Origin of the sequence: Burkholderia sp. AU4i, from assembly GCF_000466765.1 — a bacterium.
GTDB lineage: Bacteria > Pseudomonadota > Gammaproteobacteria > Burkholderiales > Burkholderiaceae > Burkholderia > Burkholderia cepacia.
This window is the reverse complement of record NZ_ASSI01000081.1, coordinates 19165-42873: the sequence shown is the minus strand read 5'-3', so window position 1 is coordinate 42873 and position 23709 is coordinate 19165. Positions and strand designations below refer to the sequence as shown.

The 23709-nt window shown below is 66.9% G+C and carries 19 protein-coding genes; 18 read left to right on the top strand and 1 reads right to left on the bottom strand.

Translation table 11 applies throughout. The annotated features are described in order from the left end of the window. The first annotated feature begins 5 nt into the window (after nt 1-5). The 16 genes from rsmH (at nt 6) to lpxC (ending at nt 18707) form a co-directional block, all read left to right on the top strand. Nucleotides 6-947 carry a 16S rRNA (cytosine(1402)-N(4))-methyltransferase RsmH gene (rsmH, locus tag L810_RS19160; protein ID WP_021159920.1) on the top strand — a complete coding sequence of 314 codons (942 nt, stop codon included), beginning with the start codon at nt 6-8 and terminating at the stop codon, nt 945-947. After that, on the top strand, nt 944-1285 hold the full coding sequence (gene ftsL, locus L810_RS19155; RefSeq protein WP_021159919.1) for a cell division protein FtsL: 342 nt from the start codon (nt 944-946) through the stop codon (nt 1283-1285). Before rsmH ends, ftsL begins: the two co-directional genes overlap by 4 nt. Beyond that, complete coding sequence (locus L810_RS19150; protein ID WP_021159918.1) at nt 1282-3129, top strand: peptidoglycan D,D-transpeptidase FtsI family protein; 1848 nt, start codon at nt 1282-1284, stop codon at nt 3127-3129. The genes ftsL and L810_RS19150 overlap by 4 nt, the downstream gene beginning before the upstream one ends. Then, the gene (locus L810_RS19145; RefSeq protein ID WP_042975357.1) at nt 3126-4664 is read left to right on the top strand and encodes a UDP-N-acetylmuramoyl-L-alanyl-D-glutamate--2,6-diaminopimelate ligase; all 1539 of its coding nucleotides are present in this window, start codon (nt 3126-3128) and stop codon (nt 4662-4664) included. The genes L810_RS19150 and L810_RS19145 overlap by 4 nt, the downstream gene beginning before the upstream one ends. Beyond that, the gene (locus L810_RS19140) at nt 4661-6067 is read left to right on the top strand and encodes a UDP-N-acetylmuramoyl-tripeptide--D-alanyl-D-alanine ligase (protein ID WP_042975356.1); all 1407 of its coding nucleotides are present in this window, start codon (nt 4661-4663) and stop codon (nt 6065-6067) included. Before L810_RS19145 ends, L810_RS19140 begins: the two co-directional genes overlap by 4 nt. Before the next feature lie 16 nt (nt 6068-6083). Next, complete coding sequence (gene mraY, locus L810_RS19135; RefSeq protein ID WP_006477019.1) at nt 6084-7253, top strand: phospho-N-acetylmuramoyl-pentapeptide-transferase; 1170 nt, start codon at nt 6084-6086, stop codon at nt 7251-7253. 28 nt (nt 7254-7281) lie between these two features. Then, the gene (gene murD, locus L810_RS19130) at nt 7282-8796 is read left to right on the top strand and encodes a UDP-N-acetylmuramoyl-L-alanine--D-glutamate ligase (RefSeq protein ID WP_021159917.1); all 1515 of its coding nucleotides are present in this window, start codon (nt 7282-7284) and stop codon (nt 8794-8796) included. Further along, complete coding sequence (gene ftsW / locus L810_RS19125) at nt 8793-10076, top strand: putative lipid II flippase FtsW (protein WP_021159916.1); 1284 nt, start codon at nt 8793-8795, stop codon at nt 10074-10076. Before murD ends, ftsW begins: the two co-directional genes overlap by 4 nt. Beyond that, nucleotides 10073-11176: an undecaprenyldiphospho-muramoylpentapeptide beta-N-acetylglucosaminyltransferase gene (gene murG, locus L810_RS19120; RefSeq protein WP_021159915.1), complete on the top strand. Its 1104-nt coding sequence runs from the start codon at nt 10073-10075 to the stop codon at nt 11174-11176. The genes ftsW and murG overlap by 4 nt, the downstream gene beginning before the upstream one ends. Next, nucleotides 11173-12570, top strand: coding sequence for a UDP-N-acetylmuramate--L-alanine ligase (gene murC / locus L810_RS19115; RefSeq protein WP_021159914.1), 1398 nt, complete (start codon nt 11173-11175; stop codon nt 12568-12570). The genes murG and murC overlap by 4 nt, the downstream gene beginning before the upstream one ends. 1 nt (nt 12571) lies before the next feature. After that, nucleotides 12572-13513 carry a D-alanine--D-alanine ligase gene (locus tag L810_RS19110; RefSeq protein WP_021159913.1) on the top strand — a complete coding sequence of 314 codons (942 nt, stop codon included), beginning with the start codon at nt 12572-12574 and terminating at the stop codon, nt 13511-13513. A gap of 19 nt (nt 13514-13532) precedes the next feature. After that, nucleotides 13533-14285 (top strand): cell division protein FtsQ/DivIB, encoded by a 753-nt coding sequence (locus tag L810_RS19105; RefSeq protein ID WP_021159912.1) that lies wholly within the window; start codon nt 13533-13535, stop codon nt 14283-14285. Between the two features lie 26 nt (nt 14286-14311). Further along, the gene (gene ftsA, locus L810_RS19100) at nt 14312-15544 is read left to right on the top strand and encodes a cell division protein FtsA (RefSeq protein WP_006487138.1); all 1233 of its coding nucleotides are present in this window, start codon (nt 14312-14314) and stop codon (nt 15542-15544) included. A 113-nt stretch (nt 15545-15657) separates the two neighbouring features. Further along, the gene (gene ftsZ / locus L810_RS19095) at nt 15658-16854 is read left to right on the top strand and encodes a cell division protein FtsZ (protein WP_021159911.1); all 1197 of its coding nucleotides are present in this window, start codon (nt 15658-15660) and stop codon (nt 16852-16854) included. Between the two features lie 188 nt (nt 16855-17042). Further along, a complete protein-coding gene (locus tag L810_RS19090) occupies nt 17043-17549 on the top strand; it encodes a peroxiredoxin (RefSeq protein ID WP_021159910.1) in 507 nt (168 codons plus the stop codon). A gap of 240 nt (nt 17550-17789) precedes the next feature. Continuing rightward, complete coding sequence (gene lpxC / locus L810_RS19085) at nt 17790-18707, top strand: UDP-3-O-acyl-N-acetylglucosamine deacetylase (RefSeq protein WP_027788449.1); 918 nt, start codon at nt 17790-17792, stop codon at nt 18705-18707. Nucleotides 18708-18787: 80 nt separating this feature from the next. On the opposite strand, the gene L810_RS19080 is transcribed toward lpxC, so the two are convergent. Next, nucleotides 18788-19264 (bottom strand): DUF721 domain-containing protein, encoded by a 477-nt coding sequence (locus L810_RS19080; RefSeq protein ID WP_021159908.1) that lies wholly within the window; start codon nt 19262-19264, stop codon nt 18788-18790. A 256-nt stretch (nt 19265-19520) separates the two neighbouring features. On the opposite strand from L810_RS19080, the gene secA reads away from it, so the two are divergent. Further along, nucleotides 19521-22319, top strand: coding sequence for a preprotein translocase subunit SecA (gene secA / locus L810_RS19075; protein WP_021159907.1), 2799 nt, complete (start codon nt 19521-19523; stop codon nt 22317-22319). Nucleotides 22320-22461: 142 nt separating this feature from the next. After that, nucleotides 22462-23703, top strand: coding sequence for a bifunctional glutamate N-acetyltransferase/amino-acid acetyltransferase ArgJ (gene argJ, locus L810_RS19070; RefSeq protein WP_021159905.1), 1242 nt, complete (start codon nt 22462-22464; stop codon nt 23701-23703). The last annotated feature ends 6 nt before the right edge of the window (nt 23704-23709 follow it).

Genomic DNA, 23709 nt, shown 5'->3' with positions numbered 1-23709 from the left:
CCGCGATGGGAAACGAATTGCGGCATCGGACGGTGCTGTTGGACGAAGCGGTCGAGTCGCTCGTGACGCGGCCGGACGGCGTTTATGTCGACGGCACGTTCGGGCGCGGCGGTCATAGCCGCGCGGTGCTCGCGCGGCTGGCGACGGCCGGGCGGCTGATTGCGTTCGACAAGGACCCGCGAGCGATCGAGACGGCGCAGGGCATCGAGGATGCGCGCTTCTCGATCGTGCATGACAGCTTTGCATCGATGCGCGACGCGCTTGCGGCGCGCGGCATCGAGAAGGTGTCGGGTGTGTTGCTGGACCTGGGCGTGTCCTCGCCGCAGGTGGACGATCCGGCGCGTGGCTTCAGCTTCCGCGCCGATGGCCCGCTGGACATGCGGATGGATCCGACGCGCGGCGAGTCGGCGGCGGAATGGCTCGCACGGGCTTCGGTGCAGGAATTGACGGAGGTGATACGGGATTATGGGGAAGAACGGTTTGCTTTTCAGATTGCAAAGGCGCTTGTTGCTCGCCGGGCAGAGTCCGACCGTCTTGGGCCTCTCGACACCACGGGCGAGCTTGCCCAAATCGTGGGTCACGTCGTCAAAACCCGTGAGAAGGGCAAGGATCCGGCAACCCGCACCTTTCAGGCTATACGGATTCACGTCAATCAAGAGCTTGCGGACCTGCAAGTCGTACTAGACGCGGCACTGTCGTTGCTGGAGCAAGGGGGGCGGCTGGTGGTCATCAGCTTTCATTCACTCGAGGACCGGATCGTCAAGCGATTCATGCAGGCGCACGCGAGTGCGCCTGCGGTCGATCGTCGCCTGCCGATCCGCGCCGTCGATCTCCCGAGCCCGCCGCTCAAGATCATCAGCCGCCAGTTTCCGAGCGAAGCGGAAGTCGCCGCGAACCCGCGCGCCCGCTCGGCCGTGATGCGCATTGCGGAGCGCGTCACGCCATGAGCCGCTTCAATATCTTCCTGCTGATCATCGTGATGGGCTGCGCGCTGTCGGTCGTCAATTCGACGAACCAGCAGCGCCAGATCTTCATCCAGCTGCAGCGCGCGCAGTCGCAGGAGCGTCAGCTCCAGCAGGACTATGCGCAGCTTCAATATCAGCAGAGCGCGCTGTCGAAGACGTCGCGCATCGAGCAGCTTGCGAACGATTCGCTGAAGATGCAGCCGATCTCGACCGGCCGCACGCAATACCTGACGCTGCCGCCGGGTGCGGCGAAGGCGATCGACGCGCCGATCCCGGCTTCGGCGGACACGGCCGGCAAGGGCAAGGGAGGCGCGCGATGAAGCCGTCCCAGAAGCGCCAGAACGTGAAGTTCTCGTCGAGCCCGGTGCTGGGCGTGCATCTGCCGATGTGGCGCTCGAAGCTGGTCGTGTTCCTGCTGTTCATGGCGTTCGTCGCGCTGGCCGCGCGCGCGTTCTGGATCCAGGGGCCCGGCAACGCGTTCTACCAGAAGCAGGGCGAAAGCCGCTACCAGCGCACGCTCGAGCTGCCGGCGACGCGCGGCAAGATTCTCGACCGTAACGGGCTCGTGCTCGCGACGAGCCTGCCCGTGCGCGCGATCTGGGCGATTCCCGACGCGGTGCCGGACGATCTCGATGCCGACAAGGTCAACCAGCTCGGCAAGCTCCTCGGCATGACGTCGAAGGAACTGCGCGTGAAGCTGTCGGAAGACAAGGGTTTCGTCTACGTTAAGCGCCAGGTGCCGATCGACGTCGCGGACAAGGTCGCCGCGCTCGACATTCCCGGTATCTATCAGCGCAACGAATACAAGCGCTTCTATCCGGAAGGCGAGATCACCGCTCACCTGATCGGCTTCACGAACGTCGAGGACGAAGGGCAGGAGGGCGTCGAGCTCGGCGACCAGAAGATGCTGTCCGGTACGTCGGGCGTGCGTCGCGTGATCAAGGACCGGCTGGGGCACATCGTCGAGGACGTCGCCGAGCAGATCCCGCCGCACAACGGCACCGACGTGGACCTGTCGATCGACAGCAAGATCCAGTACATCGCGTACGCGAACCTGAAGGCCGCCGTCGAGAAGTTCAAGGCAAAGGCCGGCGCGGCCATGGTCGTCGACGTGCGCACCGGCGAGGTGCTCGCGCTCGTCAACTACCCGACGTACAACCCGAACGATCGCTCACGCATGACGGGCGAGCAGTTGCGCAACCGGATCATGACCGACGTGTTCGAGCCGGGCTCGATCATGAAGCCGTTTACGGTGTCGCTCGCGCTCGACCTGCACCGCGTGACGCCGAACACGCTCGTCGAGACGGGCAACGGGCATTTCGTGCTCGACGGCGCACCGATCACCGACGACGCGGGTTTCGGCACGCTGACGGTCGGCGGCGTGATCCAGAAGTCGAGCAACATCGGCGCGACGAAGATCGCGATGACGATGCGGCCCGAGGAAATGTGGAATATGTATACGAGCATCGGCCTCGGCCAGGCGCCGAAGGTCGGGTTCCCGGGCGCGGTGGCCGGCCGCCTGCGTCCGTGGAAGAGCTGGCGTCGCATCGAGCAGGCGACGATGTCGTACGGCTACGGCCTGTCGGTGTCGCTGTTCCAGCTTGCGCGCGCATACACGGCGATCGCGCATGACGGCGAGCTGATGCCCGTGACCATTTTCAAGACCGACCCCAATCAGCCGGTCGTGGGCACGCAGGTATTCAACCCGACCACCGCGCGCGAAGTGCGCGCGATGCTGGAAACGGTGGTGGCGCCGGGCGGCACGTCGCCCGATGCGGCCGTGCCGGGTTATCGCGTCGGCGGCAAGAGCGGCACCGCGTACAAGCATGAGGGGCACGGCTACACGCGCAAGTACCGCGCATCGTTCGTCGGGATGGCGCCGATGCCGAATCCGCGCATTGTCGTCGCGGTGTCGGTCGACGAGCCGACCGCCGGAAGCCACTTCGGCGGCCAGGTGTCCGGCCCCGTCTTCTCGGCGATCGCCGGTGACACGATGCGTGCGCTGAACGTGCCGCCGAACATGCCGATCAAGCAGCTTGTCGTGTCTGACGATTCGCCGGCAGCACCTTCCGCACCGGGGCCGCAAAAGCTGGCCGCGGGTGGCGGCGCGAAGCATATGATCGTGTCCAGCACGACGCGTAATTCACCAGGAGTTGTTCGATGAGCGCCGCTCGCAGTTCCCATCCGGCGCATCAGCAGATCGCAGCCGCGCTTGCGTGGCTGCATCAGCATGTGGCCCCCGCAGCGCAACTGCATGCCGACACGCGCAGCCTCAAGGCCGGCGACGTGTTTTTTGCCTATGCGGTCGACGGGGCCGACAACCGCGCTTTCATTGTCGATGCCGTCGCGCGCGGCGCGGCCGCCGTACTGTATCAGCCGGAAGGGCTGGCCGCGGCGCCGGCGGTGCCCGTTGCGCTGGCCGTGCCGGCGCTCGACCAGCTCGCCGGCGAGATCGCCAGCGGCTGGTACGGCAATCCGAGCGACAGCCTGCTTGCGGTGGGCGTGACCGGCACGAACGGCAAAACTTCGTGTACGCAATGGATCGCCGCCGCGCTGACGGCGCTGCACCAGCCGTGCGCGGTGATCGGCACGCTCGGCACCGGGATGCCCGGCCAGCTCGTGCCGACGGGGTTCACGACGCCCGATGCGCCGCAACTGCAGCGCAGTCTCGCGCAGTTGCGCGACGCGGGCGCGAAGGCCGTGGCGATGGAAGTGTCGTCGCACGCGCTGCACCAGGGGCGCGTGAATGGTACGGGTTTCGACATCGCGGTGTTTACGAACCTCACGCAGGATCACCTCGACTATCACGGCACGTTCGATGCGTACGAGGCCGCGAAGGCGAAGCTGTTCGCGTGGCGCGGCCTGCGCGCGGCAGTCGTCAACCGCGACGATGCAGCCGGTCGGCGCCTGCTCGAGAAGCTCGCCGGCCGCGTGCGCACGATCGCGTACGGGATCGGCGACGCACCGGCGCCTGACGCCGATCGCGAACTGGTCGCGCTCGACGTGCGCGCCACCGCGACCGGCACGGCGTTCCACCTGCGTTCGTCGTGGGGTGAGGCGGACGTCGAGGTCGGCACGCTCGGCACGTTCAACGTCAGCAACCTGCTCGCGGTGCTCGGCTCGCTGCTCGCGGCCGACCTGCCGTTCGACGCGGCGCTCGCCGAGATCGCGCGGCTCGAGTCCGTCAACGGACGGATGCAGCGGCTCGGCGGCCGGCTGCAGAACGACGAACCGCTCGTCGTGATCGACTATGCACACACGCCCGACGCGCTCGAAAAGACGCTCGACGCGCTGCGCCCGATCGCCACGGCGCGCGGCGGCCGGCTCGTCTGCATGTTCGGCTGCGGCGGCGATCGCGATGCGACGAAGCGCCCGCTGATGGGCGCGATCGCGGAGCGGCTCGCCGATGAAACCGTCGTCACGAGCGACAACCCGCGCAGCGAGGATCCGCAGCGCATCATCGACCAGATCGTCGCGGGCATGACCGCGGCCGATCACGCACGTCGTATCGAGGATCGCGCGAGCGCGATCCTGCAGGCCGTGCGCGGCGCCGCACGCGAGGATGTCGTCGTGCTGGCCGGCAAGGGCCACGAGGCCACGCAGGAAATCATGGGCAAGAAGCGTACGTTCTCCGACCAGGATCACGCGCGGCTCGCGCTGGCAGCGCGCGCGACACACGGCAAGGGAGGCGCCGAATGACGATGCTCAGTCTCGGCGAAGCCGCTCGCCTGATTCCCGGTGCAACCGTCCATGGCGATGCGGGCGTCACGTTCGACCGCGTGTCGACGGACAGCCGCACCGTCGGCCCCGGCGACCTGTTCGTCGCACTGAAAGGCGAGCGCTTCGACGCGCACGACTTCCTTGGCGATGTCGCTGCGCGCGGTGCGGCTGCTGCGCTCGTCGCGCACGTGCCGGCGGGCGTCACGATGCCGGCGATCGAAGGCGGCGAAACACGTGTCGCGCTCGGCGCACTGGCACATGGCTGGCGCAAACGATTCGCGCTGCCGCTCGTCGCGGTGACGGGCAGCAACGGCAAGACGACCGTCAAGGAAATGATCGCGTCGATCTTCGCGGCGGCGGTCGGCGCCGACGCGCGGCTCGCGACGGCCGGCAACCTGAACAACGACGTCGGCCTGCCGCTGACGCTGCTGCGCCTGTCGTCCACACATCGTCTCGCGGTGATCGAGATCGGGATGAACCATCCGGGCGAGACCGAAGTCCTCGCGCGTCTCACGGCGCCGACGGTCGCGCTCGTCAACAACGCGCAGCGCGAGCACCAGGAGTTCATGGCGACGGTCGAAGCGGTCGCGCTCGAACATGCGGCCGTGATTCACGCGCTCCCGCCGGACGGCGTTGCGGTGTTCCCGGCCGACGACGCGTATGCGGGCATCTGGCGCGTCGCGGCCACCGGCAACCGGATCCTCGATTTCGCGCTGCACGACGCCGAACGGCAGAACGACGCGCAGGTCACGGGCCGTCTTCACGGCGGCGAACTCGTGATCGATACGCCCGCGGGCGCCGTCACGGTGCGGCTGCGCGCGCTCGGCGAGCACAACGCGCGCAACGCGCTGGCCGCCACGGCCGCGGCGCTGGGTGCCGGCGTCGCGCTGTCGGCGATCAAGCAGGGTCTCGAATCGTTCGAGCCGGTCAAGGGCCGGCTGCAGGTGAAGCAGGCAATCGCGGGCAGTCTCGCGGGTGCGACGGTCGTCGACGATACGTACAACGCGAATCCCGATTCGATGCGTGCCGCGATCGACGTGCTCGCCACGCAACCGGCGCCGCGCGTGCTGGTGATCGGCGACATGGGCGAGGTCGGTGACGAAGGGCCGGCTTTTCATCGCGAGGTCGGTGCATACGCGCGCGAGCGCGGGATCAACGCGCTGTTCGCGCTCGGCGACGCATCGCGTGATGCGTGCACGGCGTACGGCGACACGGCACGCCACTTCGACGACGTCGGCGCGCTTGTGGCGGCGCTGCTCGCGGCCGGTTACGGCGCGCAGGCGACGCTGCTCGTGAAGGGCTCGCGGTACATGAAGATGGAGCGCGTGGTCGACGCGCTGACGAACCAACCCGCGGCGGGCACGGCGCCCGCGGCACACTGAGTAGAAGGAAGGAAGCATGCTGCTGGCGCTGGCGCAATGGCTGCAAGGAGACGCAAGCTTTTTGCGCTTGTTCACGTACCTCACGTTCCGGGCGGTGATGGCCACCATCACCGCGCTGGGGATCGGGCTCGTGTGCGGACCGTGGGTGATCCGCAAGCTGACGCAAATGAAGGTCGGTCAGGCCGTGCGCAAGGACGGCCCGCAGACACACCTCGTCAAGTCCGGCACGCCGACGATGGGCGGCGTGCTGATCCTGATCGGCATCGCGGTCGCGACGCTGCTGTGGGGCGACCTGACGAACCGTTTCATCTGGATCGTGATGCTCGTCACGTTCGGTTTCGGCGTGATCGGCTGGGTCGACGATTACCGCAAGGTCGTCCACAAGGACCCGCGCGGGATGTCGTCGCGCGAGAAGTATTTCTGGCAATCGGTGATCGGGCTGTTCGCGGCCGTCTACCTCGCCTTCAGCGTGTCCGAGGCGAACAACGTGCGCGTGTTCGACCTGTTCATGGCGTGGGTGAGGAGCGGCCTGTCGATGGGGCTGCCGGCACGCGCCGACCTGATGCTGCCGTTCCTGAAGTCGATCAGTTATCCGCTCGGCGTGTGGGGCTTCATCGTGCTGACGTACTTCGTGATCGTCGGCGCGAGCAACGCGGTGAACCTGACCGACGGCCTCGACGGCCTCGTGATCATGCCGGTCGTGCTGGTCGGCGCGTCGCTGGGTGTGTTCGCGTACGTGATGGGCAGCGCGGTCTATTCAAAATACCTGTTGTTCCCGCATATCCCGGGCGCGGGCGAACTGCTGATCTTCTGTTCCGCGATGGGCGGGGCAGGGCTCGCGTTCCTCTGGTACAACACGCACCCCGCGCAGGTGTTCATGGGCGACGTCGGCGCGCTGGCGCTCGGCGGCGCGCTCGGGACGGTCGCGGTGATCGTGCGCCAGGAAATCGTGCTGTTCATCATGGGCGGCATCTTCGTCGCGGAAACGCTGTCGGTGATGCTGCAGGTGTCGTGGTTCAAGTACACGAAAAAGCGCTACGGCGAAGGGCGGCGCCTGCTGAAGATGGCGCCGCTGCATCACCATTTCGAATTGTCCGGCTGGAAGGAAACGCAGGTGGTCGTGCGTTTCTGGATCATCACGCTGATGCTGTGCCTGTTCGGTCTGACCACCCTCAAGCTGCGGTAAAGGAAAGGTAACAAGGATGTCTGGCGAGATGTTTGGAGATCGGCAACGGCCGATGGTGCTCGTACTGGGGCTCGGGGAATCGGGTCTCGCGATCGCGCGATGGTGCGCGAGGCACGGGTGCCGGCTGCGCATTGCCGATACCCGCGAGGCGCCGCCGAACCTTGCCGCGCTGCAGGCCGAAGGCATCGATGCGGAATTCGTCGGCGGGGCGTTCACGCCTGCGCTGCTCGACGGCGGCATCGAGCTCGTCGGGCTGAGCCCCGGGCTGTCGCCGCTCGAACCGGCGCTCGCGGCGCTGGTCGCGGCCGCGAACGAGCGCGGCGTCGCGGTGTGGGGCGAGCTGGAATTCTTTGCGCAGGCGCTGCGTGCGCTCGGCACGAGCGGCTATCAGCCGAAGGTGCTCGCGATCACGGGCACCAACGGCAAGACCACGACGACGAGCCTCACGGGCCTGCTGTGCCAGCGCTCGGGCAAGAAGGTCGCTGTCGCGGGCAACATCAGCCCGGCGATGCTCGACCGGCTCGCCGGCGCGATCGACGAAACCGCGCTGCCGGACGTATGGGTGCTCGAACTGTCGAGTTTCCAGCTCGAGACCGCGCGCACGTTCGCGCCCGATGCGGCCGCGATCCTGAACATCACGCAGGACCACCTCGACTGGCACGGCAGCTTCGAAGCGTACGCGCAGGCAAAGGGCCGGATCTTCGGCGCGACGACGACGCGCGTGCTGAACCGCGACGATGCGGCCGTGATGAAGTTCGCGCCGGCAGCCGGCGCGGCCGACGCGCCGCGTACGGTCACGTTCGGCCTGAACGAACCGGTGCAGGACGGCGACTACGGGCTGTCGCGCGACAACGGCATCGCGTGGCTGGTGGAAGCCGTCGATCGCGATGCACCGGACGAAGCGGCGACGACGAGCCGCCGGCGCAAGCGCGATGCCGCGCACACGCCCGACATCGCGCAGAAGCGCCTGATGCCGGCCGACGCACTGCGTATCCGCGGGCTGCACAACGCGGCGAACGCGCTGGCCGCGTTCGCGCTCGCACGCGCGATCGACCTGCCGGCCGCGCCGCTGCTGCACGCGCTGCGCGAGTACCGCGGCGAAGCGCATCGCGTCGAAGTGATCGCGACGATCGACGACGTGGACTACGTCGACGACAGCAAGGGCACGAACGTCGGCGCGACGGTTGCCGCGCTCGACGGGCTCGCCCAGAAGATCGTGCTGATCGCGGGCGGGGACGGCAAGGGCCAGGACTTCGCGCCGCTGGTCGCGCCGGTCGCGCGCTGGTGCCGCGCGGTGATGCTGATCGGCCGTGACGCGCCGGCGATCCGCGACACGCTCGCCGAAACGGGCGTGCCGCTTGCCGACCACGCGACGCTCGAAGGCGCGGTGCACGCGGCGGCCGACCTCGCCGAGCCGGGCGATGCGGTGTTGCTGTCGCCGGCATGCGCGAGCCTCGACATGTTCAGGAACTACGCCCATCGCGCGGATGTGTTCCGCGCGGCGGTCGACGAAATCGCCATCGACAAAGGAGCGACGCCATGAGCTGGTCCGATCGCCTCGTCTCCCGTTTCAACGATAGGCGCGACACCGGCGGCAATGCCGCGGGCGGCCGCGTCGCGTCGGCCACGCGCGCCGCGACCGGCGGCCTCGCGAGCGTCGTCAACGGCGTGCGCCCGAGCCGTTCGCGGATGCTCGACTTCGACTACTCGCTGCTGTGGGTCGCGATCGCGCTGCTCGGGCTCGGTGTCGTGATGGTGTATTCGGCGTCGATCGCGATGCCCGATTCGCCGAAATATGCGGCGTATCACGATTACGCGTTCCTGATGCGCCACTGCGTGTCGCTCGTCGTCGCGTTCATCGCGGCGGTGATCGCGTTCCGGGTGCCCGTGTCGACGTGGGACAAATACGCGCCGCATCTCTTCCTGATCGCGCTGGTCGGCCTCGTGATCGTGCTGATCCCGCACGTCGGCAAGGGCGTGAACGGCGCGCGCCGCTGGATTCCGCTCGGCATCACGAACATGCAGCCGTCGGAAATCATGAAGCTCGCGGTGACGATCTACGCGGCGAACTACACGGTGCGCAAGCAGGAATACATGCAGAGCTTCGCGAAGGGCTTCCTGCCGATGGCGTTCGCGGTCGGCCTGGTCGGTGCGCTGCTGCTGCTCGAGCCGGACATGGGTGCATTCATGGTCGTCGCGGCGATCGCGATGGGCGTGCTGTTCCTCGGCGGCGTGAACGGCAAGCTGTTCGGCGGCCTCGTCGCGACGGCGGTCGGCACCTTCACGATGCTCGTGTGGCTGTCGCCGTGGCGTCGCGAGCGGATCTTCGCGTACCTCGATCCGTGGGACGAGCGCTACGCGCAGGGCAAGGCATACCAGCTCACGCACTCGCTGATCGCGTTCGGACGCGGCGAGTGGTTCGGTGTCGGCCTCGGCGGCAGCGTCGAGAAGCTGAACTACCTGCCGGAAGCGCATACCGACTTCATCCTCGCGGTGATCGGCGAGGAACTCGGTTTCGTCGGCGTGCTGGTCGTGATCCTGCTGTTCTACTGGATCGTGCGCCGCGCGTTCGAGATCGGCCGTCAGGCGCTCGCGCTCGATCGCACGTTCGCGGGCCTGATGGCGAAGGGCATCGGCATCTGGTTCGGCGCGCAGACCTTCATCAACATGGGCGTGAACCTCGGGCTGCTGCCGACCAAGGGCCTGACGCTGCCGCTCGTGAGCTACGGCGGCTCCGGCATTCTGCTGAACTGCGTGGCGCTCGCGGTGCTGCTGCGGGTGGACTACGAGAACCGGGTGCTGATGCGCGGAGGGAAGGTATGACCGCGTCGCAACGCACGCTGATGGTGATGGCAGGCGGCACCGGGGGCCATGTGTTCCCGGGGCTCGCGGTCGCGCACCGGATGGAGGCGGCGGGCTGGCGCGTCGTGTGGCTCGGCAATCCGGCCGGGATGGAAGCGACGCTCGTGCCGAAGCACGGCATTCCGATGGAATACGTGCGGTTCGGCGGGCTGCGCGGCAAGGGCCTGAAGACCAAGCTGACGCTGCCGTTCAACCTGCTGCGCGCATGCGGGCAGAGCCTCGCCGCGCTGCGCCGCGTGCGGCCCGACGTCGTGCTCGGGATGGGCGGCTACATCACGTTCCCGGCGGGTGTGATGACGGCGCTGTCGGGGCGTCCGCTCGTGCTGCATGAACAGAATTCGATCGCGGGCCTGACGAACAAGGTGCTCGCGAAATTCGCGAAACGCGTGCTCGTCGCGTTCCCCGGCGCGCTGCCGCACGCGGAATGGACCGGTAACCCGATTCGCGCGGAACTTGCCGGCACCGAAGCGCCCAAAGCACGCTACGCATCGCGCAGCGGCCCGCTGAACGTGCTGGTCGTCGGCGGCAGCCTTGGTGCGGCCGCGCTGAACGAAGTCGTGCCGCGCGCGCTGGCGATGCTGACGCCGGGTGAACGCCCGCGCATCGTGCATCAGGCCGGCGCGAAGCACATCGACGCGCTGAAGGCGAATTACGAAGCGGCCGGTTTCGCGGCCGGCGAAGACGTGCGGCTCGTGCCGTTCATCGACGACATGGCGGCCGCGTATGCGGCGGCGGATCTCGTGATCTGCCGGTCGGGCGCGATGACGGTGTCGGAGATCGCGGCGGTGGGCGTGGCGGCGCTGTTCGTGCCGTTCCCGTACGCAGTCGACGATCACCAGACGAGCAACGCCGCGTTCCTCGCCGATGCAGGCGCGGCCGTGCTGGTGCAACAACGCGACCTGTCGGCGGAACTGCTCGCCGACTGGCTGCGCGGCCAGTCGCGGGCATCGCTCGCGGACATGGCGGAACGTTCGCGCTCGCTGGCGAAGCCCGAAGCCACCGACGAAGTCGCGCGCGTGTGCGCGAAGGCGGCCGGCGCGAACCTGGAAATATTGCAATGAAACACATCGTCAAACACATTCATTTCGTCGGGATCGGCGGCGCGGGCATGAGCGGCATCGCCGAAGTGCTCGTCAACCTCGGCTACGAGGTCAGCGGCTCGGATCTCTCGCGCAACGCGGTGACCGATCGTCTCCAGGCGCTCGGCGCACGGATCGCGATCGGCCACGACGCGGCGAACATCGAGGGCGCGAACGCGGTCGTCGTATCGACGGCCGTGCGCTCGGACAACCCGGAAGTGCTGGCCGCGCGCGCGAAGCGCGTGCCGATCGTGCAGCGCGCGGTGATGCTGGCGGAATTGATGCGCCTGAAGCAGGGCATCGCGATCGCCGGCACGCACGGCAAGACCACCACGACGAGCCTCGTCGCGAGCGTGCTCGCCGCGGGCGGCCTCGACCCGACTTTCGTGATCGGCGGCCGGCTGATCAGCGCCGGCGCGAACGCGCGGCTCGGCACGGGCGACTTCATCGTCGCCGAGGCCGACGAGTCGGACGCGTCGTTCCTGAACCTGTATCCGGTGATCGAAGTCATCACGAACATCGATGCCGACCACATGGACACCTACGGCCACGATTTCGCGCGGCTCAAGCAGGCGTTCATCGAATTCACGCAGCGCCTGCCGTTCTACGGCAGCGCGGTCGTGTGCGTCGACGATCCGAACGTGCGGCAGATCATCCCGTTCATCTCGAAGCCGGTCGTGCGCTACGGGCTGTCGCCGGACGCGCAGGTGCGCGCGGAAGACATCGACGCGCGCGATGGCCGGATGCACTTCACGGTGATCCGCGAAGGTCGCGCGCCGCTTGCGGTCGTACTGAACATGCCGGGCCTGCACAACGTGCAGAACGCGCTCGCGGCGATCGCGATCGCAACCGACCTCGGCGTGACGGATGACGCGATCCAGCAGGCGCTGGCCGAATTCAACGGCGTCGGCCGGCGTTTCCAGCGCTACGGCGAGGTGCCGACCGCGGACGGCGGCCAGTACACGCTGATCGACGACTACGGCCATCACCCGGTCGAGATGGCCGCGACGATCGCGGCCGCGCGCGGCGCGTTCCCGGGGCGTCGCCTCGTGCTGGCGTTCCAGCCGCACCGCTACACGCGCACGCGCGATTGCTTCGACGATTTCGTCAACGTGCTGTCGACGGTCGATGCGCTGGTGCTGACGGAAGTCTACGCGGCCGGCGAGGCCGCGATCTCGACCGCCAACGGCGAAGCGCTGTCGCGCGCGTTGCGCGGGGCAGGAAAGGTTGACCCGGTGTTCGTCGCGACGGTCGACGACGTGCCGGACGCATTGGCGAAGGTCGCGCAGAACGGCGACGTGGTGATCACGATGGGCGCGGGTTCGATCGGCGGCGTGCCGGCGAAGGTCGCGCAGCACACTCAACAGAAGGCATGACATGAGCGGGATTGATCCGAAACGTTTCGGCAAGGTGGCGGTGTTGTTCGGCGGCGAGTCCTCGGAGCGCGAGGTTTCGCTCACGTCCGGCCAGCTCGTGCTGCAGGGCCTGCGCGACGCAGGCATCGACGCGCACCTGTTCGACCCGGCCGAGCGCCCGCTGGCGGCGCTGAAGGACGAAGGGTTCGTGCGTGCGTTCAACGCGCTGCACGGCGGTTACGGCGAGAACGGCCAGATCCAGGGCGCGCTCGATTTCTACGGGATCCGTTACACGGGCAGCGGTGTGCTCGGGTCGGCGCTCGGCCTCGACAAGTTCCGCACGAAGCTCGTCTGGCAGCAGACGGGCGTGCCGACGCCGCCGTTCGAGACGGTGCTGCGCGGCGACGACCTCGCGGCGCGCGCGACGGACATCGTCGCGAAGCTCGGCCTGCCGCTGTTCGTGAAGCCGGCGAGCGAGGGCTCGAGCGTCGCGGTGCTGAAGGTGAAGACGGCCGATGCGCTGCCGGCTGCGCTCGAGGAAGCCGCGAAGCACGACCCGATCGTGATCGTCGAGAAGAGTATCGAAGGCGGCGGCGAATACACCGCATGCATCGCCGGCGATCTCGACCTGCCGGTGATCAAGATCGTGCCGGCCGGCGAGTTCTACGACTATCACGCGAAGTACATCGCCAACGACACGCAATACCTGATCCCGTGCGGGCTGCCCGCCGACAAGGAAGCGGAGCTCAAGCGCGTCGCGCGCCGTGCGTTCGACGTGCTCGGCTGCACCGACTGGGGCCGCGCGGATTTCATGCTCGACGCCGATGGGAATGCGTACTTCCTGGAAGTGAACACCGCGCCGGGCATGACCGACCACTCGCTGCCGCCGAAGGCCGCGCGCGCGGTCGGCATCAGCTATTCGGAGCTGGTCGTGAAGGTGCTGTCGCTCACGCTCAACGACTGACGCAGGAACGGAACGACGTATGTGGAACAACGTTCGCCAACTCAACCTTGCCGCCAGCGCGCTGTACGCGCTGCTGCTGCTCGTGTTGGCGGCGGCCGGTTGCTACTGGCTGATCCAGCGCCCGACGTTCGCGTTGCGGGAAATCCGGATCGACGGCGACACCGAGCACATCAATTCGCCGACGGTGCGCGCGGGCGTGGTCGGCCGGCTGAAGGGCAATTTCTTCACGGTCGATCTCGACGCCGCGCGCGCCGCGTTCGAGCAGATGCCCTGGGTGCGCCATGCGAGCGTGCGCCGGGTGTGGCCGAATGCGCTGGCTGTCACGCTCGAGGAGTACAAACCGCTCGGGACCTGGGGCAGCGACCAGCTCGTGAGCGTCGACGGCGAGCTGTTCACCGCGAACCAGGGCGAGCTGGATCAGGAACTGCCGGCGTTCGACGGCCCGGAGGGCAGTGCGAAGGAAGTCGTCACGCGGTACCGCGACTTCGGGAAATGGTTTGCGCCGCTGAAGGCGGCGCCGGAAGAAGTGACGCTGTCGGCGCGGTACGCGTGGACGGTGAAGCTGTCGAACGGCATGCAGGTCGAGCTGGGCAAGGAACGCAACAGCGAGTCGCTGCATGACCGGAGCCAGCGTCTGGTCGCCGCCTGGCCGGCGGTCACGGAGCGCTGGGGCAACGACATCGAGTACGCGGACCTGCGTTATCCGAACGGATTCGCGATTCGCGCGGCAGGCATGCGGTTCCTGACCGATACCGACAAGCGCAAGAAGTAACGAGAGATCACACGCAAGAGCACTTTATGAGCAAAGACTACAAGGATCTGCTGGTTTCCCTCGACATCGGCACGTCGAAGGTGGTGGCCATCGTCGCCGAGCTGAAGGGCGAAGGTCACTACGAGGTGATCGGTCTCGGCCAGAGCGAGTCGAAGGGTCTGAAGAAAGGTGTGGTGGTCAACATCGAGGCCACCGTGCAGTCGATCCAGCGCGCGCTCGAGGAAGCCGAGCTGATGGCCGACTGCAAGATCACCAACGTGTTCACGGGGATCGCCGGCAGCCACATCCGCAGCTTCAACTCGAGCGGGATGGTCGCGATCAAGGACAAGGAAGTCACGCAGACCGACGTCGCGCGCGTGATCGAGACCGCGAAGGCGATCAACATCCCGACCGACCAGCAGGTGCTGCACATCCTCACGCAGGAATTCATCATCGACGGCCAGGAGGACGTGCGCGAGCCGATCGGGATGAGCGGCATCCGCCTCGAGGTGAAGGTGCACATCGTGACGGGCGCGGTGAGCGCCGCGCAGAACATCGTCAAGTGCGTGCGCCGCTGCGGGCTGGAAGTGAACGACCTGATCCTGCAGCCGCTCGCGTCGTCGCTGGCGGTGCTGACGGAAGACGAGAAGGATCTCGGCGTGGTGCTGGTCGACATCGGCGGCGGCACGACGGACATCGCGATCTTCGCCGAAGGCGCGATCCGCCACACCGCGGTGATTCCGATCGCCGGCGACCAGATCACGAGCGACATCGCGATGGCGCTGCGCACGCCGACGCCGGATGCGGAAGACATCAAGGTCGGCTACGGGATCGCGAAGCAGGCGCTCGCCGATCCGGACGAAATGGTGGAAGTGCCGGGCCTCGGCGAACGCGGCCCGCGCACGCTGTCGCGCCAGGCGCTCGCGGCCGTGATCGAGCCGCGCGTCGAGGAACTGTTCTCGCTCGTGCAGCAGGTCGTGCGCGAATCCGGTTACGAAGAACTCCTGAGCTCCGGCGTGGTCATTACCGGCGGTGCGTCGATGATGCCCGGCATGGTCGAGCTCGGCGAAGATATTTTCCTGAAACCGGTGCGCATCGGCGCGCCGGAGTATGCAGGCGGCCTCTCCGACGTCGTGCGCAATCCGCGCTACTCGACGGCGATGGGGCTGCTCGTCGAAGGGAGTGCCCAGCGCATGCGCGGCCGCAAGGTCGCCGTGCAGTCCGGCAACGCGGGGCAGGTGTTCTCGCGGATGAAGGAATGGTTCCTGAGCAACTTCTGACAAACCGAATCTCGAAATTCGCGCTGGTGCCGGCGGCTGGCGCGCGACAGGGGGTTGCCCGATCTCCTGCCGAATAACGGCCGATTAGCAGTTTTTCTCTTGACGGAGGCAACATGGAATTCGAAATGCTGGAAACCGAGACCAACGGCACCATCATCAAGGTGGTCGGCGTTGGCGGCGCTGGCGGCAATGCCGTCCAGCACATGATCAACCGCGGCGTGCAGGGCGTCGATTTCATCGTGATGAACACGGACGCGCAGGCGCTGTCGCGTTCGCGCGCATCGTCGGTGATCCAGCTCGGCAACACTGGCCTCGGCGCCGGTGCGAAGCCGGAAATGGGCCGTGCGGCAGCGGAAGAAGCGCGTGAGCGCATCGCCGACGCACTGCGCGGCGCGCACATGGTGTTCATCACGGCCGGCATGGGCGGCGGCACGGGCACGGGCGCGGCACCGGTGGTCGCGCAGATCGCGAAGGAGATGGGCATCCTGACGGTCGGTGTCGTCAGCAAGCCGTTCGAGTTCGAAGGCGGCAAGCGCATGCGCGTCGCTGAAGCAGGTTCGCAGCAACTGGAGGATCACGTCGACTCGCTGATCGTCGTGCTGAACGACAAGCTGTTCGACGTGATGGGCGACGACGCCGAGATGGACAAGTGCTTCCAGTGCGCGGACGACGTGTTGAACAACGCGGTTGCAGGCATCGCTGAAATCATCAACGTCGATGGCCTCGTGAACGTCGACTTCGAAGACGTGAAGACGGTGATGGGCGAGCAGGGCAAGGCGATGATGGGCACGGCGACTGTCGCCGGCGTCGATCGCGCGCGCCTCGCGGCGGAACAGGCCGTGGCGAGCCCGCTGCTCGAAGGCGTCGATCTGTCGGGCGCGCGCGGCGTGCTGGTCAACATCACGTCGAGCCGTTCGCTGCGCCTGTCGGAAACGCGCGAAGTGATGAACACGATCAAGAGCTACGCGGCGGAAGATGCGACGGTGATCTTCGGTGCGGTGTACGACGACGCGATGGGCGATGCGTTGCGCGTGACGGTCGTGGCAACGGGTCTGGGCCGTGCGGCGAAGAAGCAGCAGTCGGCACCGATGACGCTGCTGCGCACCGGTACGGACAACCAGCCGGTCAGCGCGGTGTCGCACGGCTATGCACCGGCGCATCATGTCAGCACGGCCGACTACGGCGCACTCGATACGCCGGCGGTGTGGCGCAATTCGCGTGAAACCGCGGCATCGCACGTGCAGGCGCTGCAGGAGAAGGGTGTCGACACGTACGACATCCCGGCTTTCCTGCGCAAGCAGGCTGACTGACGCAAACACAGGCGAAGCCGCGGCGAAACTGCCGCGGTATCGCCGGCGTGACGGATGCTACGGACCACGACAGGCCGCGTCGGCTGCGACGCCGGGCCGGGAAACGTGCCCTCTCCGCACAAGCGGGGCGGGATGGGCCGTGCTGTCCGCGACACGCTGAAAAACCGTATCGCTATGAGGGACCAGCCATGATTCAAGTGGGCGACGCGCTGCCCGACGCGCAACTGTTCGAGTACATCGACGACGCGCGCGAAGGGTGCACGCTGGGGCCGAACGCCTGCAGCGTGCGCGATCAGGTTGCGGGAAAGCGGGTGGTGATCTTCGGATTGCCGGGCGCTTTCACGCCGACCTGTTCGGCGCAGCATGTGCCGGGCTACGTCGAACACGCCGAGCAACTGCGCGCGGCGGGTATCGACGAGATCTGGTGCGTGTCCGTCAACGACGCATTCGTGATGGGCGCATGGGGACGTGATCTGCACACCGCGGGCAAGGTGCGCATGATGGCGGACGGCAGCGCGGCTTTCACTCATGCGCTGGGGCTGACACAGGATTTGTCCGCGCGTGGCATGGGGATTCGTTCCCTGCGCTACACGATGGTGATTGACGGCGGTGTGGTCAAGACGCTGGCCGTCGAGGCGCCGGGCAAATTCGAAGTGAGCGATGCGGCGAGTGTTCTCGCGACGTTGACGTCCTGATCGCGCGGTGCGCCGTTGCCTGCCGGCAACGCTGCTCACCGGCCTCAGGGCAGTTGTAACACGGGCTGATGACCGGAAACGCCTCCGTTCCGGGCATCGGCCCGTCCCGTATCGGCAGGGGTAAACAGCCGAAACAGATTGATACGCAGTTTCAAACTGCGTTGAATAGGGAATTACGCTATAATCCCTCCTATCGAATATAACTCCTGATTGATATCTTCAATCACGACGAAGAACATCATGCTGAAGCAGCGCACCATCAAATCCATCGTGAAGACCGTGGGTATCGGTGTCCACTCGGGCCGCAAGATCGAGCTGACGCTCCGTCCTGCCGCACCGGGCACGGGCATCGTGTTCTCCCGCGTCGACCTTCCCACGCCCGTCGACATTCCCGCCGCGGCGACGTCGATCGGCGATACGCGGCTCGCGTCGGTGCTGCAGAAGGATGGCGTGCGTGTGTCGACCGTCGAGCACCTGATGTCGGCATGCGCCGGCCTCGGCATCGACAACCTCTATGTCGACGTGACGGCCGAGGAAATCCCGATCATGGACGGCAGCGCGGCGACCTTCGTGTTCCTGATCCAGTCCGCAGGGATCGAGGAACAGAACGCGCCGAAGCGCTTCGTCAAGGTGAAGAAGACGGTCGAAATCCGTGACGGCGACAAGTTCGCGCGTCTCGATCCGTACTTCGGCTTCAAGCTGAAATTCTCGATCGACTTCCGTCACCCGGCCGTCGACAAGACCGGCCAGGAGCTCGAGGTCGATTTCGCGAATACGTCGTATGTGCGCGAGATCGCGCGCGCACGCACGTTCGGTTTCGCGCACGAGGCCGAGATGCTGCGCGAGATGGGCCTCGCCCGCGGCGGCAGCATGGAAAATGCGATCGTGCTCGACGAGTACCGCATCCTGAACAACGACGGGCTGCGCTACGACGACGAGTTCGTGAAGCACAAGATGCTCGACGCGATCGGCGACCTGTACGTGATCGGCCATCCGCTGCTGGCGTCGTACACGGCGTACAAGTCGGGCCATGGGCTGAACAACGCGCTGCTGCGCGAGCTGCTCGCGAACGAAGATGCGTACGAGATCGTCACGTTCGACGATCCGCAAGCCGCGCCGAAGGGTTTCGCGTTCGACGCGCAGACGGCCTTCGCCTGAACAGCGTTCGGCGCAAGCAACAAAAAAGCAGCCTTCGGGCTGCTTTTTTGTTGGCCGGACGATGCCGGCGGCGCAGGCCGTCAGCGCGGCTTTGCGCCGTGCCGGGCCGCCATTCGCGCAAGCGCTGCCTGCAGCGGCGACGGTTCGAGATGATCGGCCAGATCCCGCAACGCGGCCGCGCCGACCGACGTCATCCGCGCCTGCTTCACGTGCGGCGGCTCCGGCGCATCCTTCGGGCGCACGCGCACGCGCAGCGTCGAGACCGGCCAGCCGCGCTTTTGCAGATCGCCGAGCAGCCGCGGCTCGACCTGCCGCAGCCGCGCGGCCAGCGCATTGTGCGCGGCAAAGAGGGTCAGGGTGCCGTCCTTCACGAAGCCGGGTTCGACGTGGTTCGCCAGGTAATCGGGCAGGAGCGCGGCAAGATCGCGCTGCAGCGACGCGATCTGCTCGACGCCGGCGCGCAGTGCCGCGAACGCGTCGGTGCGGCCGAGCACTTCGGACACGGGTTGCGGGCGATAGGCGGCGAGCGGGCCGAAACGCTTGGAAAATCGGTTCATCGAGACATTCTTCGGGCGCGCACGCGCGCGGACGTTGACGCCGATTGTACCCGCGCGGGCCCGTGCACGGGCGGCTTTCGCCCCGTGGGCCCGGCCGTCGGCGCGCAGTGCCCGTCCGGCCGAGACACGGGCGCGCGCTTCCCCGCGTGCTAAAATTCGATGTTTGAGTCCACTAATTCGCTAAGCCGCCGAGGCTCGGGCGTCGGGGCGCGCAACACGCGCCGGGCGCCGGTGCTGCGACGCAGGATCCGATCCGATGACAACCGGTTTTCTCCAGAAAATTTTTGGCAGCCGCAACCAGCGGCTCGTCAAGCAATACCAAAAGACCGTCGCGACGATCAATGCGCTCGAAACGCAGATCGAGAAGCTGACGGACGACCAGTTGCGCGGCAAGACGGACGAATTCCGCCAGCGGGTCGCGGCCGGCGAGTCGCTCGACAAGCTGCTGCCCGAGGCCTTCGCGGTCTGCCGCGAGGCGAGCCGCCGCGTGCTGAAGATGCGGCACTTCGACGTGCAGATGATCGGCGGCATGGTGCTCCACTACGGCAAGATCGCGGAAATGCGCACCGGCGAGGGCAAGACGCTCGTCGCGACGCTGCCCGTGTACCTGAACGCGCTGGCCGGCCGCGGCGTGCACGTCGTGACCGTCAACGATTACCTCGCGCAGCGCGACGCCGAATGGATGGCGCGCCTCTACAACTTCCTCGGTCTGTCGGTCGGCATCAACCTGTCCGGCATGGAGCACGACCAGAAGCAGCAGGCTTATGCGGCGGACATCACGTACGGCACGAACAACGAGTTCGGCTTCGACTACCTGCGCGACAACATGGTCTACGAGACCGACGCGCGTGTGCAGCGGGCACTGAACTTCGCGGTCGTCGACGAAGTGGACTCGATCCTGATCGACGAAGCGCGCACGCCGCTGATCATTTCGGGCCAGGCCGAGGATCACACCGAGCTGTACGTGCGGATGAACGCACTGCCGCCGCTGCTCGAGCGCCAGATCGGCGAAGAGAAGGCCGACGGCACGGGTGTCGAGAAGCCGGGCGACTACACGCTCGACGAGAAGGCCCGCCAGGTGTTCCTGACGGAATCGGGCCACGAGAAGGCCGAGCGCCTGCTCGCCGAATGGGGCCTGATCGGCGAGGGCGAGAGCCTGTACGCGCCGCAGAACATCACGCTGATGCACCACGTGTACGCGGCGCTGCGCGCACACACGCTGTTCCACAAGGATCAGCACTACGTCGTGCAGAACGGCGAAGTGGTCATCGTCGACGAATTCACGGGCCGCCTGATGGCCGGCCGCCGCTGGTCCGACGGCCTGCACCAGGCGGTCGAGGCGAAGGAACACGTGAAGATCCAGAGCGAGAACCAGACGCTCGCGTCGATCACGTTCCAGAACTACTTCCGGATGTACGCGAAGCTGGCCGGCATGACCGGTACCGCGGACACCGAAGCGTACGAATTCAACGAGATCTACGGCCTCGAGACGGTCGTGATCCCGACCAACCGCCCGCCGAAGCGGATCGACAAGCAGGACCAGATCTACAAGACGGCCAAGGAGCGCTACGACGCGGTGATCCGCGACATCCGCGACTGCTACGAGCGCGGCCAGCCGGTGCTGGTCGGCACGACGTCGATCGAGAACTCGGAACTGCTGTCGCACCTGCTGAAGCAGGCCGGGCTGCCGCATGAGGTGCTGAACGCGAAGCAGCACGAGCGCGAAGCGGCGATCGTCGCGGAAGCCGGCCGTCCGAAGCGCGTCACGATCGCGACCAACATGGCCGGCCGCGGTACCGACATCGTGCTCGGCGGCAATGCCGAGAAGCAGGCCGCGTTCATCGAGGCCGACGACGCGATCCCGGCCGACGAAAAGGCGCGCCGCATCCAGCAGTTGCACGACGAGTGGGAAACGCTGCACGAGCAGGTGAAGGCCGCTGGCGGCCTGCACATCATCGGCACCGAGCGCCACGAATCGCGCCGGATCGACAACCAGCTGCGCGGCCGTGCGGGCCGCCAGGGCGATCCGGGCTCGTCGCGCTTCTACCTGTCGCTCGACGATCCGCTGCTGCGCATCTTCGCGGGCGACCGCGTGCGTTCGATCATGGATCGCCTGAAGATGCCGGAAGGCGAGGCGATCGAGGCCGGCATCGTCACGCGCTCGATCGAGTCCGCGCAGCGCAAGGTCGAAGCGCGCAACTTCGACATCCGCAAGCAGCTGCTCGAATACGACGACGTGTCGAACGACCAGCGCAAGGTCATCTACCAGCAGCGCAACGAGCTGCTCGAAGCGCACGACATCACCGAGACGATCTCCGCGATGCGTCACGGCGTGATCGCCGAAGTCGTCCGCCAGTTCGTGCCGGAAGGCAGCATCGAGGAGCAGTGGGACGTGCCCGAGCTCGAGGAAGCGCTGCGCAACGACTGGCAGCTCGACCTCGCGATCCAGGAAATGGTGAACGAGTCGTCGTCGATTACGGCCGAGGAGATTCTCGACGCCGTGATGACGGCCGCCGACGAGCAGTACGAGGCGAAGGTCGCGATGGTCGGCCGCGAATCGTTCAGCGCATTCGAGCGCTCGGTGATGCTGCAGACGGTCGACCGCCTGTGGCGCGAGCACCTCGCGGCGCTCGACCATCTGCGCCAGGGCATCCACCTGCGCGGCTATGCGCAGAAGAACCCGAAGCAGGAATACAAGCGCGAAGCGTTCGAGCTGTTCGCCGCGATGCTCGAGGCGATCAAGCAGGAAGTCACGCGCGTCGTGATGAACGTGCAGATCCAGTCGCCGGAACAGCTCGAGGAAGCGGCCGAGCAGATCGAGGAGCGCGCAGGTCATCTCGAGAACGTCGAGTACCAGCACGCCGATTACGCGGAAGCCGGTGCGCCGGTGGCGAGCGTCACGACTGCCGCGGCGGCCACGGCAACGGCCGACATGGTCGGCAGCGCGATGACGCACAGCGGCCCCGGCGGCGAAATGCCGAAGGTCGGCCGCAACGACCCGTGCCCGTGCGGCAGCGGCAAGAAGTACAAGCAATGTCACGGGAAGCTGTCATGATCGGCGGCGGCGCGCGTCACGCGTGCCGCGTCGTTCGCAGCTTCGAGTCAGTGATGTGAGTTGTGGCGGCCCGCGTGGGGCCGCCGGTTCTTCCAATCGATGCCGGCACGTGCCGGCATTTTCCATCCGGCAGGTGTGCCCCATGGCTGTCAATTTTCCGTCGATCGATCCCGCCCAACTGCATCCCGTCGCCGGCGTCACGCTCGGCTGGGCGGAAGCGAACATCCGCAAGCCGAATCGCAAGGACGTGCTGGTCATCTCCGTCGACGAAGGCGCGACGGTCGCGGGCGTATTCACCGAAAACCGTTTCTGCGCGGCGCCGGTCACCGTCTGCCGCGAGCATCTGGCGAAGGTACGGGCGGGCGGCGCAGGCATCCGCGCGCTGGTCGTGAATACGGGCAATGCAAATGCGGGCACCGGCGAGCCGGGCCTCGTGAACGCACGCGAGACCTGCACGGAACTCGCGCGTCTCGCGGGCATCGAGCCGGCGCAGGTGCTGCCGTTCTCGACCGGCGTGATCCTCGAGCCGCTGCCGATCGACCGCCTGAAGGCCGGGCTGCCGGCCGCGCTCGCGAACCGCAAGGCCGCGAACTGGTTTGATGCCGCGCAGGCGATCATGACGACCGATACGCTGCCGAAGGCCACGTCCCGCCAGGTGACGATCGACGGTCACACGGTCACGCTGACGGGCATCAGCAAGGGCGCCGGCATGATCAAGCCGAACATGGCGACGATGCTGGGCTTCCTCGCGTTCGACGCGAACGTCGCGCAGCCGGTGCTCGACACGCTCGTGAAGGAAGTGGCCGACCGCTCGTTCAACTGCATCACGATCGACGGCGACACGTCGACGAACGACTCGTTCATCCTGATCGCGTCGGGCAAGAGCACGCTGCCGGCGATCACGTCGACGGATTCGCCGGCCTATGCGGCACTGCGCGATGCGGTGACGGAAGTCGCGCAGGTGCTGTCGCAGCTGATCGTGCGCGATGGCGAAGGTGCGACGAAATTCATGACGGTGCAGGTCGAAGGCGGCAAGAGCGTCGCGGAATGCCGCCAGATCGCTTACGCAATCGGCCATTCGCCGCTCGTGAAGACCGCCTTCTACGCATCCGACCCCAACCTCGGCCGGATTCTCGCGGCGATCGGCTATGCGGGCGTCGCCGATCTCGACGTCGGCAAGATCGACCTCTATCTCGACGATGTGCTCGTCGCGAAGGCGGGCGGCCGCAACCCGGCTTACCAGGAAGAAGACGGCCAGCGCGTGATGAAGCAGAGCGAAATCACGATCCGCGTGCTGCTTGGCCGCGGCGACGCACAGGCCACCATCTGGACGTGCGACCTGTCGCACGACTACGTGAGCATCAACGCGGATTACCGCTCCTGATCGGGA

Bases quoted from the DNA above. Each gene is read 5' to 3' on its own strand.
- rsmH (WP_021159920.1), top strand. From the start codon at position 6: ATGGGAAACGAATTGCGGCATCGGACGGTGCTGTTGGACGAAGCGGTC.
- ftsL (WP_021159919.1), top strand. From the start codon at position 944: ATGAGCCGCTTCAATATCTTCCTGCTGATCATCGTGATGGGCTGCGCG.
- L810_RS19150 (WP_021159918.1), top strand. From the start codon at position 1,282: ATGAAGCCGTCCCAGAAGCGCCAGAACGTGAAGTTCTCGTCGAGCCCG.
- L810_RS19145 (WP_042975357.1), top strand. From the start codon at position 3,126: ATGAGCGCCGCTCGCAGTTCCCATCCGGCGCATCAGCAGATCGCAGCC.
- L810_RS19140 (WP_042975356.1), top strand. From the start codon at position 4,661: ATGACGATGCTCAGTCTCGGCGAAGCCGCTCGCCTGATTCCCGGTGCA.
- mraY (WP_006477019.1), top strand. From the start codon at position 6,084: ATGCTGCTGGCGCTGGCGCAATGGCTGCAAGGAGACGCAAGCTTTTTG.
- murD (WP_021159917.1), top strand. From the start codon at position 7,282: ATGTTTGGAGATCGGCAACGGCCGATGGTGCTCGTACTGGGGCTCGGG.
- ftsW (WP_021159916.1), top strand. From the start codon at position 8,793: ATGAGCTGGTCCGATCGCCTCGTCTCCCGTTTCAACGATAGGCGCGAC.
- murG (WP_021159915.1), top strand. From the start codon at position 10,073: ATGACCGCGTCGCAACGCACGCTGATGGTGATGGCAGGCGGCACCGGG.
- murC (WP_021159914.1), top strand. From the start codon at position 11,173: ATGAAACACATCGTCAAACACATTCATTTCGTCGGGATCGGCGGCGCG.
- L810_RS19110 (WP_021159913.1), top strand. From the start codon at position 12,572: ATGAGCGGGATTGATCCGAAACGTTTCGGCAAGGTGGCGGTGTTGTTC.
- L810_RS19105 (WP_021159912.1), top strand. From the start codon at position 13,533: ATGTGGAACAACGTTCGCCAACTCAACCTTGCCGCCAGCGCGCTGTAC.
- ftsA (WP_006487138.1), top strand. From the start codon at position 14,312: ATGAGCAAAGACTACAAGGATCTGCTGGTTTCCCTCGACATCGGCACG.
- ftsZ (WP_021159911.1), top strand. From the start codon at position 15,658: ATGGAATTCGAAATGCTGGAAACCGAGACCAACGGCACCATCATCAAG.
- L810_RS19090 (WP_021159910.1), top strand. From the start codon at position 17,043: ATGATTCAAGTGGGCGACGCGCTGCCCGACGCGCAACTGTTCGAGTAC.
- lpxC (WP_027788449.1), top strand. From the start codon at position 17,790: ATGCTGAAGCAGCGCACCATCAAATCCATCGTGAAGACCGTGGGTATC.
- L810_RS19080 (WP_021159908.1), bottom strand. From the start codon at position 19,264: ATGAACCGATTTTCCAAGCGTTTCGGCCCGCTCGCCGCCTATCGCCCG.
- secA (WP_021159907.1), top strand. From the start codon at position 19,521: ATGACAACCGGTTTTCTCCAGAAAATTTTTGGCAGCCGCAACCAGCGG.
- argJ (WP_021159905.1), top strand. From the start codon at position 22,462: ATGGCTGTCAATTTTCCGTCGATCGATCCCGCCCAACTGCATCCCGTC.